The sequence below is a fragment of the Silvibacterium dinghuense genome (genome assembly GCF_004123295.1).
Lineage (GTDB): Bacteria > Acidobacteriota > Terriglobia > Terriglobales > Acidobacteriaceae > Silvibacterium > Silvibacterium dinghuense.
This window is the reverse complement of sequence record NZ_SDMK01000001.1, coordinates 45884-60216: the sequence shown is the minus strand read 5'-3', so window position 1 is coordinate 60216 and position 14333 is coordinate 45884. Positions and strand designations below refer to the sequence as shown.

Below are 14333 nucleotides of genomic sequence, written 5' to 3'. Positions count from 1 at the left end.
TGACCGAAGGGGAATTTTGGTGGGATGAAGATGATCTCTTAGTTAACAGCTTGTCAGGCTACCTCATCCGGATGGGTTGCATCAGAACGCAACGTTGCAACACATCCGGAGGCCCCCCTATGAGATGGTTCCCACTCTCCCTGAGGAGAGTTCCGACTCTCTTCTCCGGTGCGGTTCTGCTGATCGCAACGCTTTCCGCACAGGCCCAGTTCAATGCTCAACTCACCGGCACGGTGACAGATACCACCGGTGCTGTGGTGGCAGGCGCGACGGTGAAGTTGACCGATGACGCTACCCATGTGAGTCACACCGCCGTTTCCTCGGCGCAAGGGTTTTACAGCTTTCACGAACTTCCGCCGGGCAGCTTTTCGGTGGAAGCTGCGGCGAAAGGCTTTAAGACCACGACGCTCAGCAACGTCGTGCTGGTAAGCAATGTGCCGCGCAATATGGATGTAAAGCTTGAAGTTGGCAGCGCGGCGCAGACGGTGACCGTAAACGGTAACGAGGCGCCGATTCTGCAGACTGCGGATGCGAGTATCAGCGGAACGCTGGACAGCGAGCAGCTGCAGAAGATTCCGGCCTACGGACGCGATCCCTATGAGCTGCTGCGGCTGACTCCGGGCATGACCGGCGACAGCTCGCGCGCGGGCAATGGGCAGGCCGTATTTCTGCCGAATGGCGCCGGGCCAGGGCAGTCGAACAGCGGCATTTTCCAGACCGAGAATCAGATCCAGATCAGCGCGAATGGCCAGCGCATAGGCGACAACAATTATTTGTTGGACGGCGTGAGCGTAAACAGCCTCACGCATGGCGGCGCCGCGGTCGTGACTCCCAACGTGGAAGCTGTGGGGCAGATCACGGTGCTGACCAGCGCCTACTCGGCCGAGTACGGACGTAATTCCGGCGCGCAGATTCTCACCGTAACGAAGAGCGGCAGCAACCAGTTTCATGGCAGCGGCAGCTTTACGTATGACGAGCCGGGTTTGAATGCCTTCAACGATTATGGCGGTCCGGCCGGTCAGCCGACGGTACGCGTGCAGAACAAGGAGCGCGACTGGGCAGGCGGATTGGGCGGACCGATCTATAAGAACAAGCTCTTCTTCTTCCTTTCCTTCGAGGGCTTCAAGGCGAATAACCCGACCTATGCTTCGCAGTGGGTCGATACGCCCGAGTTCCGATCGCTGCTGGGCTCGCAGCGCGCCGGAGGTATTTCGGCGGGGATTGCGACGCGCAGCGGCGAAGTGCCGCGCATCAATGCCGTGCTGGACGGCACCTGCGCTCTTGCCAATGCGACCCAGGTTGCCACGGTGGTCACCGGCGATCCAGCGGCGTATCCGACAACGCAGTACCCCTGCAATGCGCTGCCGGGTGGTCTCGATTTCGGATCTCCCTATGGGAATCTTGGCTCCTACCTGCCTGCGACGGTGACAGGCACCAGCACCAGCCAGTATTCGATCGGCGGCGGTCTCGATAACATTCCCGACGTCGAGTATGCGCAGCTGATCGAGCCGGCGCACAGCCGGGGCAAGCAGTGGAATGGGCGTATCGACTACTACCTGACGCCGCATGACCAGATTGCGGGCAGCGCGTACTTTACCAAGCTGGACAGCTACTCGACGGGAACGGCGACGGGGTCGCGCCCGGACAACGATGTTCCTTTCAAACCGCTGAACTCGGCGATCACTGCGATCTATATCCACACCTTCGGTGCGAACACAGTGAACGAGCTGCGTGCCAATGGGACCCGCTTTGCCGATAACGGAATCAAAGACTCCGAAGGGACGGTGAACTGGGGCATTCCCTACGACAACCTCCAGACACAGTCTTTCGATGGAACGAACGATATCAATTTCGGGCCGGGCACTTCGACCACGACGCCGTCGATTCTGGCCGAGAACACGTACGAAGCCCGCGACATGGTGACGCATACCTTCGGCAGCCACACGCTGAAGGCTGGCTTCGAGTACCGGATCGAGCAGGACAACGACAACCTGAGCGGCGCGGCGCGGCCGACCTATGCCTTCGAGGGCATGTGGGCGTTCGCCAACGACACGCCGATCTATGAGGCGATCTATGCCGATCCGACAACGGGCGGCGTGCCGAACACTGCCCGCTATCTGTGGGATCACTATTACGGCGCCTTTGTGCAGCATGACTGGAAGGTTTCCTCGAACCTGACGCTGAATACGGGCATTCGCTGGGAGTACTTCGAGCCGCTCTACAGCCATGGTGAGGACATCAATTACCCGGTGCTGGGACCGGCCGGTTCGGAGCTGGCCGATGCGGCGCTCGTTCCGCATCATCATCTCTGGAATTCGCAGTTCGACAACTGGTCGCCGCGGTTTGGATTTGCGTACACGCCGCCGGGACAGAATGGAAAGATGGTCGTGCGCGGCGGTTTCGGCATGGCCTATAACCGGCTGCCGGTGGCGCTGTTCAACAACGCGGCAGAAGACGGGCCGGGGTACTTCAACTACAGCCTGTGCTGCGCGACCACCTCTTCGGCGGTGACGGGCGGCAACATTGTGTATGAGACAGGCAGCAGCTCCTCACCCTTCAGCTATGCTGCGAATCCTTCGTTGATTACGGCGCTGAATGCACGCAATCTGCCGGCGAGTGGAGCGACGATCGAGGTCTACGGCGCACAGGCGAACCTGAAGACTCCGTACAGCTATGTGTATTCGCTCGAGGTGCAGCGTGAGCTGCCATGGGAGATGGTGATGACCGTGGGCTATCAGGGCAGCACGGGACGGCACTACACGCGGCTGGTGAACCAGAACTTCCTCTACGACAATACGAACACCCCGTTTTATGCCTCGTACTTTGCGCAGTCGGACTCGAACCAGTACTACAACGGGCTGAATGCGCATCTCTCGAAGCGAATGAAGTATGGCTTCCAGCTGGATGCCATTTACACCTACTCGAAGGCGATGGACCAGGTGTCGAATGGCGACCAGGCCGATGCATCGGCGAACCAGACGGACCCGGCGAATAACCGGACGGAGCTTGGTCCTTCGGACTACGACCTGCGGCACCGGGTGACAGTGTCGGGGCTATGGACGATTCCCGGCACTCACGGCGGCAACGGCTTCATCAACGCGCTCACCAATGGGTGGCAGGTCAACGGGATCTACACCTATCACACGGGCTTTCCCTTTACGCCGGTGACCTATGAGCTGCATGGGCTTTCCTCGGTGACAAATACTTCGGAGGTGACGCCGGTGCGGCCGCTGGCCTATTACGGCGGCGCGAAGACAGGCTGCAGCAATGCGCTCTTCGAACCGGGGGCGGGGAATGCTTTTGCCGCGGGCGGGTCCGCGTACTTCGACATCACGCCGCCTGCGAATGGCGCCGGGACGAACCCAGGCATCGGGCGCAACTCTTTCCGCGGTCCCTGCTACCAGGACACGGATATGAGCTTTGCCAAGGAGCAGAAGATTCGCTGGCTGGGTTCGAACGGCATGCTGCGTTTCCAGGCAAATTTCTACAACCTCTTCAACATTACGAATCTGACGCCGTTTGTCTTCTCGACCAATGCAACGACGGTGGAGAGCACGGAGTTCGGCCAGGCGCAATCGGCAGATTCGGGGCGCGTCATCGAGTTCCTCGGACGCATTCGATTCTGATTGCAACGTAAGCATCCGCGAGGCCGGGGCTATCGCCTCGGCCTCTTCTTTTGCCGCGAAGAGCAGGCGGGCATTTGTAGAAGAGCAACAGGTCACCATACGATCGGTGACGAAGAGAGAGGACGGTATCGTGCAGGGACGAGTGACGCGCAGGGGATTGCTGGCTGGATTGGGAGCTGCGGCGGCTACGGCAGGATTGCCGGGCCTGGCGATGGCGGAGAAGAGGGAATCGCGGGATGCGGCGGACTTTCGGCGCGTGCTGGGGCAGCCCGATCTTGCACGCTGCTATGGAGAGTCGCCAGAGCCGATAGGACTGAAGCGGGCGGCGGCTGGAGCGGAGTGGTCGGCCGGGGTGGTGTCCCTGAGCTGCGAGGAGAGCGCGGATGGGTTGCGGCTGAAGCTCAAAGCAGAGCGGGCACCCGTGACGCGGGTGCATCTGCGCTGGCGCCTTGCCGTGCCGGGCGCGGTGCGGGTGCTGGGCGATGCGTGGGAGCGGAGCTATGGCGACCTGGGCTGGCGAGAGATGGCGCCGGAGCGGGCGATGCCGTGGTACTTCCTCGCCTTCGATGGACGGCTTACGCATGGTGTTGGAGTCAAGACAGGCGCGGGTGCATTGGCCTTCTGGCAGTGCGATCCGGAGGGTGTCTCTTTATGGCTCGATGTGCGCAACGGCGGGCGCGGGGTTCGGCTGGGCGAGCGTGAGCTGGAACTGGCGACAGTGGTGGTGCGGCCTGGACATGCGGGCGAGACAGCATTCGCGGCGGCGCGGGCCTTTTGTGCGGTGATGTCTCCGCAGCCGCGCCTGACGACGCCGGTCTACGGCAGCAATGACTGGTATTACGCCTATGGAAAGAGCTCGGCCGAGGATATTTTGCGCGATGCGGATCTGATGGCGGAGCTGTCTCCTGCCGGCGGTGTGCGGCCGTTTACGGTGATGGACGAGGGCTGGGAGCAGAATGCGAAGTTTCCTTCGATGGACGGGCTGGCGAAACAGATCAAGGCGAAGAGCGTGCGGCCGGGAATCTGGGTGCGTCCGTTGCGGGCACGGGCTCTGGATGGTTCCTGGGAGAGCGATCAGCAATTGCTGTTGCCGGTGGAGCGCTTTGGCGCGGGCGTGAAGGCCGAGGATGTGACGGCGGCGTGGGACCCGACGATTCCGGATGCGCGGGAGAAAGTATTGACGACAATTCGTAATCCGGTGAGCTGGGGGTACGAGCTGATCAAGCACGACTTCTCAACCTATGACCTGCTGGGGCAGTGGGGATCGGGGATGGGTGCATCGCCGACGCGCGAGGGATGGAGTTTTCACGACCGGACGCATACGAATGCGGAGATTGTGCGCAGCCTGTATGAGGACATCCGCAAGGAAGCTGGAGATAAGACCGTGCTGGTGGGCTGCAATGTGATCGGGCATCTGAGCGCGGGACTCTTCGAGTTGCAGCGTACGGGCGATGACGTGAGCGGCCATGACTGGGAGCGGACGCGGCGGATGGGCGTGAACACACTGGCCTTCCGGCTGCCGCAGCATGGGACGTTCTTCGCCATGGACCCGGATTGTGTACCTGTCACCGATGCCGTGCCGTGGGAGCAGACGGAGGCGTGGATGAAGGCTGTCGCGACGAGCGGGGCATCGCTGGTGGTGTCGCCGAGCGGAGATGCCCTGGATGAGGACGGGAAAGCGGCCATCAAGCGGGCCTTTGCGATTGCGGCTGCGAATGGGCAGAGCGCGGAACCGGAGGACTGGATGGATTCGCCGTCTCCGGCGGTGTGGAAGAGCAAAGCGGGCGAGACAAGGTATGCATGGCTGCTGCCAGGCGGCGCTTCGCCATTCGGAATTTAAAAGATAAGCAGGCAATGAGAGTGGTTGAGACAGAGATTGTCGTAGTCGGAGCGGGGATGGCCGGACTGGCCGCGGCGCGGCGGCTGGCGGAAGCGGGGCATCACGTCGTGCTGGTGGAGGCGCGGGAGCGTGTAGGCGGGCGGCTGCTGACGGTGCGTCCTGCGGCAGCGGGACTGCCTGTGGAGCTGGGTGCGGAGTTCGTACATGGCAAGCCGGCGGAGCTGATGGCGCTGATCGAGGAAGCGGGGCTGACGCTCTTCGAGCGCGAGGGGGAATTTCTCTCCCACGACGGAGCGCAGTTTACGGATGGCGGACTGGGGGCGCAGTTCGAGGTGCTGGGCGCATTGCCGGAGGAAGGCGATCGCAGCTTCGATGCCTTTCTTGCCGGGGCCGATCTGCCGGAGAAGGTTGCGGCGCAGGCGCGACAGTATGTGGAGGGCTTCAACGCGGCGGATGCGTCGCGCATTGGCACGGCATCGTTGCGAAGACAGCAGGAGGCGGAAGAGGAGATTGAGGGAGATCGCCTGTTCCGCGTGCGCGAGGGGTATGACCGGCTGGCGGAGTTTGTGCGAGAGCGGTTTGAGGCAGCGGGTGGAGAGTTGCGATTGAGCTCACCCGTGGAGGAGATTGCCTGGGAGCGCGGCGCGGTGCAGTTGCGGCTGAAGGGCGGCGAAGAGCTGCGGGCGCAGAAGGCGGTGCTCACTCTGCCGCTCGGTGTACTGCAGGCAGGGACGGTGCGGTTTGTGCCGGAGGTGATGACGGAGCCGGTCGCTGCCATGGCCATGGGCGCGGCTGCGCGGCTGACGCTGGTCTTTGGTAAGCGTTTCTGGGATGCGGAGATGAGCTTTCTGCTGACGGAAGAGCGGCCGCTGCGCGTGTGGTGGACGGCGTTTCCAGATGAGTCGCCGTGCCTGACCGGCTGGGTCGGCGGTCCGCGGACGCTGGAGGTTCCGGTTGACGATATGACGCTGGCGATGGTGGCGCTCGAAAGCCTGGGACGGGTGTTTCAACGGGAGGACCTCGAAGGATTGCTGGTGAGTGCGCATCGCCACGACTGGCTTGGCGATCCGTGGAGCCGCGGAGCATACAGCTATGCCCCGGCGGGCGCGTTGGGCGCAAGCGCGGCGATGGCTGAGCCGGTAGAGGCAACGCTCTACTTTGCCGGTGAGCACACGGATACGACCGGGCACTGGGGGACGGTGCATGGCGCACTGCGCTCGGGGCTGCGGGCGGCAGAGCAGATTCTGCGCGGAGAGTGATCGGGCATGGGCTGCGCATGGCAGTGTAATCTGCGATTGCAATGAGGACGCAGAGTAAGTGGTTGGGCGCGGTGTTGCTGGCACTGCCGATGCACGGTGTGCTTTGGGCCCAGGGGGATGCGAAGTCGCTCGATGAGCAGGGCATGGCGCAGATGCGGGATGGGAAGTTCTTTGCGGCGCAGGAGCTGTTTGAGCAGGCTCTGCGGGCCGGGTTGCCGGATGATGCGGCAAAGGCCATGGTCGAGGCGCATCTGGGCGAGTCGCTTGCGGCACAACGTCTATACGACGATGCGATCAGAGCCTTCGAGTCGGCTCTGGCGCTCGACGCGGGGAATCGAGAGGCGCAGGCGGGCGAGGTGCGGTCGATTGTGCAATCGGCTCTGGCGCTGCGCGCCGCGGGAGATCGGGACGGCGCGCTGGCGAAGCTGGTCGAGGGACGCAAGGCGGTGCCTGCAAGTGTGGAACTGATGCTGGACTTCGGCATTCAGGCCGAAGAGATGCGCATCTACAAGGATGCAGACGCGGCGTTGGCGCAAGCGCACACCCTTGAGCCTGCGAACCTCACCGTGCTGTATGCGCTGGCGCGCGTGGAGCTGGATGAGCAGAAGATGCCACAGGCAGAGACGCATTTCCGCGAGTACCTGAAGGCGAAGCCGGAGGATGCCTCGGCGCATTACGGGCTTGGTCATCTGCTGCACATGGAAATCAAGGACGATGAGGCGAAGGTGGAGCTGGAGCGCTCTGTAACGTTGCAGCCGCGACAGACCGAGGCTTATTACCAGCTGGGGGAGATTGCTCTGGCCATGCATCAGGATGCGGAGGCAAAGGCGGATTATGAGAAGGTGCTGGCCGAAGATCCGCATCATGGAGGAGCCGTGACCGGAATGGGCATTCTCGCCTTTCGAGCGAAGGATAATGCCGCGGCGGAGAAATATCTGAAGCAGGCGGTGGTGGACGCGTCGGATTATCCGACGGCGCATCGTTATTACGCAATGCTGCTGGACCGGCTGGGGGAGCACACGCAGGCGGAGCAGGAGATGACTCTGGCCAGGCAGTTGACCGAGGAGCAGAACCGGCTGGCGCACGGATACGAGATTCAGTCTCCGCAATAAGGCGGCAAGGAAGACGATCCAGAGATCGGTGATGTAGACTTCGCGTGGTCTCTGTTCCGGCATCCGGGACACATCCATTCAGACAGGGAGATGGTGAGTGAAAACGTGGAATCGCAGGCGGATTACTGTGGCGCTGTTTGTAAGCGTTTGCTTTTTGGGGATGCAAGCTGAGGCGCAGACGCCGGGCTCCGCGTCCACCGGTCTTGCGGCCACCCCTCCGATGGGCTGGAACAGCTGGAATCACTTCGCCGGCAAGGTGACGGATGCGGATGTACGGGCCGCTGCCGATGCGCTGGTCGCGAGCGGGATGCGCGACGCGGGCTACGTCTACGTGAACATCGACGATACCTGGGAAGGCGAGCGCGATGCGCAGGGCGTGATTCATACCAACAGCAAGTTTCCGGATATGAAGGCACTCGCCGATTATGTGCACTCGAAGGGGCTGAAGCTGGGGATTTATTCGTCGCCCGGACCGAAGACCTGCGCCGGCTACGAGGGCAGCTACGGGCACGAGGCGCAGGATGCGAAGAGCTACGCCGACTGGGGGATCGATTACCTGAAGTACGACAAGTGCAGCTTCGGCGATGTGATCCGGAAAGAGGCGGGGAACGATCATGCGAAGGCGTTCGCGATGGAGAAGGCTGCTTACAAGAAGATGCATGACGCGCTGGCGGCGACCGGACGGCCCATTGTCTTCAGCTTGTGCCAGTACGGCGACAACGATGTGTGGGAGTGGGGCGCAAGTGTCGGCGGTAACCTTTGGCGCACGACCGGGGATATCAATGACAGCTATCAGCGGATGGCGGAGATCGGTTTTGGGCAGCTGGTGCAGGCGCGGTATGCGGGGCCTGGGCACTGGAACGATCCGGACATGCTGGAGATCGGCAATGGCGGCATGACGGAGGAGGAGTATCGCCAGCACATGACGCTGTGGGTGATGCTGGCGGCTCCGCTGCTCGCGGGTAACGACCTGAGCAAGATGTCAAAGGAGACGCTGGCGCTGCTGACGAACAAGGATGTGATTGCCGTCGACCAGGATGCAGCAGGGATACAGGGCGTGAGGGCCTGGGCGCAGGGGCCACTGGAGGTCTGGCGGAAGCCGCTGAGCGGCGGAGCGATGGCGGTGGCGCTGTTCAATCGTTCTGCGAAGCCGCAAAGCATCACGTTCGACCTGAAGACGGTGTTTCTGGATGAGAATGCGAAGCTGCGCAACCTGTGGACGGGCGAGAACGTCGTGATCTCGGGCGATAAGTATGTAACGACGATACCGGGGCATGGAGCGGTGCTGCTCAAGGGAACGCCGGCGAAGATTCCAGAGGTGGCATGTTCCTCGGGGCCGTGGAACGAGCACCTCGGTCTTCCCTGCGGGCATGCGGCTGGTTCCCGGGCGCAGTAAACGTGAGGGGCACGGCGCCGCGTTGGTTGGGAGTGATGCCGATTGAGGTGCGGATGAACGTAGATGTCGTCTTCATTGGAGCATCGCGTGAATCCGGAGTCTGATCCGTCTTGCAGTATGGACACACAGGCGGTGCTGCGCCGTGTCTCGTGGCGACTGATGCCGTTTCTGTTTGCGCTATACGTGTTTGCGTACCTGGATCGCGTAAACCTGAGCTTTGCGGCGCTATCGATTCGTCGCGAGCTCGGGTTTTCCGACTCGGTGTACGGCGCAGGCGCGGGATTGTTCTTCCTGAGCTATGCGCTGTTCGAGGTGCCGGCAAATCTGGCTCTGCTACGGATAGGGCCACGCCGCTGGATTGCGCTCATCATGACGGTGTGGGGCCTGCTTTCGACGGCGATGGCCCTTGTGCATTCGGCAGAGAGCTTTTATCTCCTGCGCTTCCTGCTTGGCGCGGCAGAGGCGGGGTTCTTTCCGGGGATTCTGCTCTACCTGACCTACTGGTTTCCGTTGCAGCAGCGGGCGCGGGCGGTGGCTCGTTTTATGACGGCGACGGCGGTGGCAGGCATTGTGGGCGCTCCGCTTTCGACCGTGTTGTTGCGGCTGAATGGAGTGGCACACATCGCCGGATGGAAGTGGCTGTTTATTGGCGAAGGACTGCCGTCCATTGTGCTGGGACTGTGCGTGCTGGGTGTTCTCACCGATAAGCCGGAAGAGGCTCCGTGGCTTGCGGAGGACGAGAAGCTCTGGCTACTGGCGGAGGTGCGGGCTCATGAGTCCGGTGCGGCTGCCGGCCACGAAGCCCATTGGCTGCATGCTTTTGGGAATGCGACGGTGTGGGTGCTGGCTTCGATCTACTTCGCCATCTCTGTGGGGCTCTATGGGCTGAGCCTGTGGCTGCCGGTGCTGGTGAAGAGCTTTTCTCATGCGTCGGACCTGAGGGTGGTGCTGCTGACGGCGATCCCTTATGCGCTGGCAGCGGTGACGATGCTTCTTGTCGCGCGGAGCTCGGACCGGACAGGAGAGTGGCGGTCGGAGCGATCTTTGTTTCCGCGGCGGGAGTATGGGGCGGATTCGGGCCGTTCTGGGCGATGCCGACTACCCGGCTACGCGGCGAGGCTGCGGCCGGCGGCATTGCGCTGATCAACTCGGTGGGGGCGGTTGGCGGATTTTGCGGGCCATATCTGATGGGGCGGGTGAGCGATGCCACGCACAGTTTCCGGGCCGGTCTGCTGACCTGCGGCGGTCTGATGGCCGTGGCGGCGGTGATCGCTTTCGGGTTGCGGGAGCGGGCCGATTCAGGGCGGGAAGATCGGCTCCGGCCCTGAATGGGCCGATCGCAAGCCGCTGCCCGTAACAGAATCGATACATCTGCTGATTCGGCAAGAGTTGGGGACCAACCTGTGGCCGCGAGAGTAGAATTGTAGTCGCGATGCAGGACGCGGGCGATTTCGCGTCAGGGCTGGATGATTCCGACGCGCTGTGCGTTCCTGCCAAAGAATCCTATGACTCCGACGAATCTCTCCTCCGACGCTCCTAGTACGCAACCCGGTTCTCAATCTTTTTCGCAACGCCAATACATCTTCGACTCCTTCCGCCGGTGGGGGTACCTCAAGGCCCAGCTTGACCCGCTGGGCCAATATCTTGCTCCGGAAACAGTTGCGGAGCTGGATTTTACCGGTCCCGATGCCGAGGAAGCTGCAGGCTACTACTGCTCGACGGTGGGCGCTGAGTGTATGCATATTCCTTCTGCGGAGCGCCGTCAGTGGCTGGCAGAGCGGCTGGAGACTAACCCGCTGGCGGTGGACGAGGCCGCGCAGCAGCGCATTCTCGAGCTGCTGACCCGCGCAGATATTTTTGAGCAGACAATCCAGTCGCGCTACCTGGGCACCAAGCGGTTCTCGCTGGAAGGTGTGACGGCTCTGATTCCGTTCCTCGATGAGCTGTTCAACCGGGCTGCGGAGTTCGGCGCGCAGAAGTCGGTGATGGGCATGAGCCATCGCGGACGCCTGAGCGTGATGGTGAATACCTTCGGCAAGTCGGCGGCGGATATCTTCTCAAAGTTTGAGGATGTGGACCCACGCAGCATCCTGGGCGGCGGCGATGTGAAGTATCACGTCGGCGCGACGGGGACATTCCTGGCGCGCAACGGAGAGACGGTATCGCTGCACCTGGTCTCCAATCCGAGCCATCTTGAGGCGGTCGATCCGGTGGCGATGGGACGCGCCAAGGCCAAGCAGGCTCGCTATGGCGCGGACGGCGTGTCGCGGGTGCTGCCGGTGATCATTCACGGCGATGCGGCCTTCGCTGGACAGGGCATCTGGGCAGAGACGATGAACCTGGCCTCGATCGAGGGCTATTCGGTGGGCGGCTCGATCCAGATTGTGGTGAACAACCTGATCGGGTTTACGGCGGAACCGGAGGAGTCGAACTCGACGCGCTTTGCGACTGATCTGGCCAAGCGGCTCGACGTGCCGATCTTCCATGTGAACGCGGAAGACGCCGAAGCCGTGGTGCGGATTGCGGCGCTGGCCGCGGAGTACCGGCATACCTTCCACAGCGATGTGGTCGTGGATCTTATCGGCTACCGGAGGCATGGTCATTCGGAGGTGGACGACCCCACCATCACGCAGCCGCTGCGTTATGCGCGGATCAAGAATCATCCGCCGCTTTACGAGATCTATGCGAAGAAGATCGGCGTGGATATTGCTGCACGTGTGAAGGAACTGCAGGCCGAGTTCGGCGACGCGCAGAAGCAGGCCCAGACCATGCAGAAGATGCCGACGCTGGCCAAGATGCCGGAATACTGGTCGGCGTACAAGGGCGGTCCGTTCAAGGCGGAGTATGAAGCTGAGACCGGTATTTCGCGCGAAGAGATTGGCGCACTGACCGCCGGGCTGACGAAGTATCCGTCGGACTTCCATATTCATCCGAAGATTGCGAAGCTGCTCGAGCAGCGTGCCGAGATGGGCCAGGGTAAGCGTCCCTTCGACTATGGCATGGCCGAGGCGCTGGCCTTTGGTTCACTGGTGAAGGGCGGCACACCGGTTCGCCTGAGCGGGCAGGACTCGCAGCGCGGCACCTTCAACCAGCGTCATTCGGTGTTGATCGATATTGAGAACGAGCAGGGCTTTGTGCCGCTGAATCATCTGGCGGAAGATCAGGCTCCATATGAGGCTTATAACTCGATGCTCTCCGAGGCCGGCGTGATGGGCTTCGAGTACGGCTACAGCCGCGACTATCCCGAGACGCTGGTGCTGTGGGAGGCGCAGTTCGGCGATTTTGCCAACGGTGCGCAGATCGTCATCGACCAGTTCCTCTCGGCTGCCGAAGACAAGTGGGGTCTGCTGAGCGGTTTGACGCTGCTCTTGCCGCACGGCTACGAGGGTCAGGGGCCGGAGCACTCGAGCGCGCGCATCGAGCGCTATCTGCAACTGACTGCGCATGACAACATCCAGGTCTGCCAGCCTTCGACGGCCGCGCAGTATTTCCATCTGCTGCGGCGGCAGGCGCTGCGCAAGTGGCGCAAGCCGCTGGTGGTCTTTACGCCGAAGAGCATGCTGCGGCATCCGGATGCGATCTCGCCGATCGAGGCATTCTCGGTGCAGTACTTCCAGAATGTGCTGCCGGAGACGGAGATTAAGGACGCGAAGCGGCTGCTGGTGTGCACTGGTAAGATCGGTCACGAGCTGCGCGTGGAGCGGGCCAAGCGCAAGGACGGAACGACGGGCATCGTCTTCCTTGAACAGCTTTATCCTTTCCCGGAAGCGGAGCTGATCGCGGCGATCGAGGCGCATCCGAATGCGCACGAGATTGTCTGGGTGCAGGAAGAGCCGCAGAACATGGGCGCACATTCGTACGTGATGCCGCGGCTTCGCCGGCTGGCGCGGAATCGCCAGGTGCTCAGTGTGAAGCGTTCCGAGGCGGCAAGCCCGGCGACGGGTTCGGGTAAGGCGCATGAGATGGAGCAGAAGACGCTGATTGAACTGGCGTTGAGCTCGGGGCTGCAGGACAAGGTAGCGAAGTAGCGGTTTCGCGCAGGGCGGCTCACCTTCGCCATATGCTCCCTTTGGTCGCGGTTTGGGTATGTTTCTCTACCCAGGCCGCGACCATTGTCGTTTAGCCTGTTGGTTTGCTGGAGGAACGCGCGTGGGCACGCGCTCGCACGCCTGCAAGGAAGGCCTGCTGCACGCGATTGAAGCTGCGTCCGTGCAGGGCTGCGATGACGATGCTGCGCGTCGCCTGCTTGTCGCTGAGCCGCACATAGCTGCACGCTGCATTTTTATCGATAGCCATCTCGGGAACAAGCGTGATGCCGACGCCTGCGGCTACCATGCCGAGGAGGCTGCTGAACTGGCCGCTTTCAAATGCGATGTTGGGTGTGATGCGCGCGTGCGTGCAGGCTGCAATGCTGAGATCGCGGAAGCAGTGGCCATCGCGCAGCATGACGAAGGACTCCTTGCGAAGTTCCTTGATGGTGAGTGATTCCGCCGCGGCGTGAGGGTGGTCCTTGGGCAGCACCGCGAAGAGCGGTTCGGTGCGGATGGGGTACCAATCCAGATCCTTATGCCGAAGCGGGAGAGCAAGGATCGCGAGATCGATGGAGAGATCGCGCAGGCTCTCGACAAGGACGGGAGTAGTTTCTTCGACGATGCGCAGCTTCGCATCGGGATATTTCTTTGCGAACGCCGCGGCATACCGGGGCATCAGATAAGGCGCAATGGTCGGGATCACGCCGATCGAGACGCTGCCGCGCACATCCGAGCCTTTATCCGCCACGCTCGATCGCGCTGCCTCCATCTGTTCCAGAATCGATCGCGCATGGGGAAGAAAGGCCCGTCCGGATTCGGTAAGGCGAATGCTGCGGCCGAGGCGGTCGAAGAGCTTGGTGCCCAGATTTTCTTCCAGCTTGAGCACCTGCTGCGAGAGCGAGGGTTGGGCGACCTGGCAGCGTTCGGCCGCACGGCTGAAGCTGCCTGTGTCCGCGATTGCACAGACGTAGCGGAGTTGATGGAATTCCATAGGAAAAGACTATACGAAGAATGGGAAATAGGTATTGGAACTATCTATCGCCGCGGTGCTACATTCTGTCTGGTTGAA

Annotated in this window: 8 protein-coding genes; 7 read left to right on the top strand and 1 reads right to left on the bottom strand. The window is 62.0% G+C overall.

Going from position 1 to position 14333, the window contains the following annotated elements:
- Positions 1-119 precede the first annotated feature (119 nt).
- From ESZ00_RS00235 to ESZ00_RS00205, 7 genes are all read left to right on the top strand, one after another.
- Positions 120-3626 carry a TonB-dependent receptor gene (locus ESZ00_RS00235; protein ID WP_164981257.1) on the top strand — a complete coding sequence of 1169 codons (3507 nt, stop codon included), beginning with the start codon at positions 120-122 and terminating at the stop codon, positions 3624-3626.
- 106 nt (positions 3627-3732) lie between these two features.
- Positions 3733-5466, top strand: coding sequence for an alpha-amylase family protein (locus ESZ00_RS00230; RefSeq protein WP_129206180.1), 1734 nt, complete (start codon positions 3733-3735; stop codon positions 5464-5466).
- Between the two features lie 14 nt (positions 5467-5480).
- Positions 5481-6725: a flavin monoamine oxidase family protein gene (locus ESZ00_RS00225; protein ID WP_164981256.1), complete on the top strand. Its 1245-nt coding sequence runs from the start codon at positions 5481-5483 to the stop codon at positions 6723-6725.
- A 41-nt stretch (positions 6726-6766) separates the two neighbouring features.
- A complete protein-coding gene (locus ESZ00_RS00220; RefSeq protein ID WP_129206178.1) occupies positions 6767-7837 on the top strand; it encodes a tetratricopeptide repeat protein in 1071 nt (356 codons plus the stop codon).
- Positions 7838-7997: 160 nt separating this feature from the next.
- Entirely contained in the window at positions 7998-9233 is a 1236-nt protein-coding gene (locus ESZ00_RS00215) for a glycoside hydrolase family 27 protein (RefSeq protein WP_129206177.1), read from the top strand.
- 63 nt (positions 9234-9296) lie between these two features.
- A complete protein-coding gene (locus ESZ00_RS00210) occupies positions 9297-10376 on the top strand; it encodes an MFS transporter (protein ID WP_129206176.1) in 1080 nt (359 codons plus the stop codon).
- Positions 10377-10738: 362 nt separating this feature from the next.
- Positions 10739-13261 (top strand): 2-oxoglutarate dehydrogenase E1 component, encoded by a 2523-nt coding sequence (locus tag ESZ00_RS00205; protein WP_129206175.1) that lies wholly within the window; start codon positions 10739-10741, stop codon positions 13259-13261.
- 91 nt (positions 13262-13352) lie between these two features.
- Here the strand turns inward: ESZ00_RS00205 and ESZ00_RS00200 are convergent, their stop codons facing one another.
- Positions 13353-14255, bottom strand: a complete 903-nt coding sequence (locus ESZ00_RS00200; protein ID WP_129206174.1) for a LysR family transcriptional regulator — start codon at positions 14253-14255, stop codon at positions 13353-13355.
- Positions 14256-14333 lie beyond the last annotated feature (78 nt).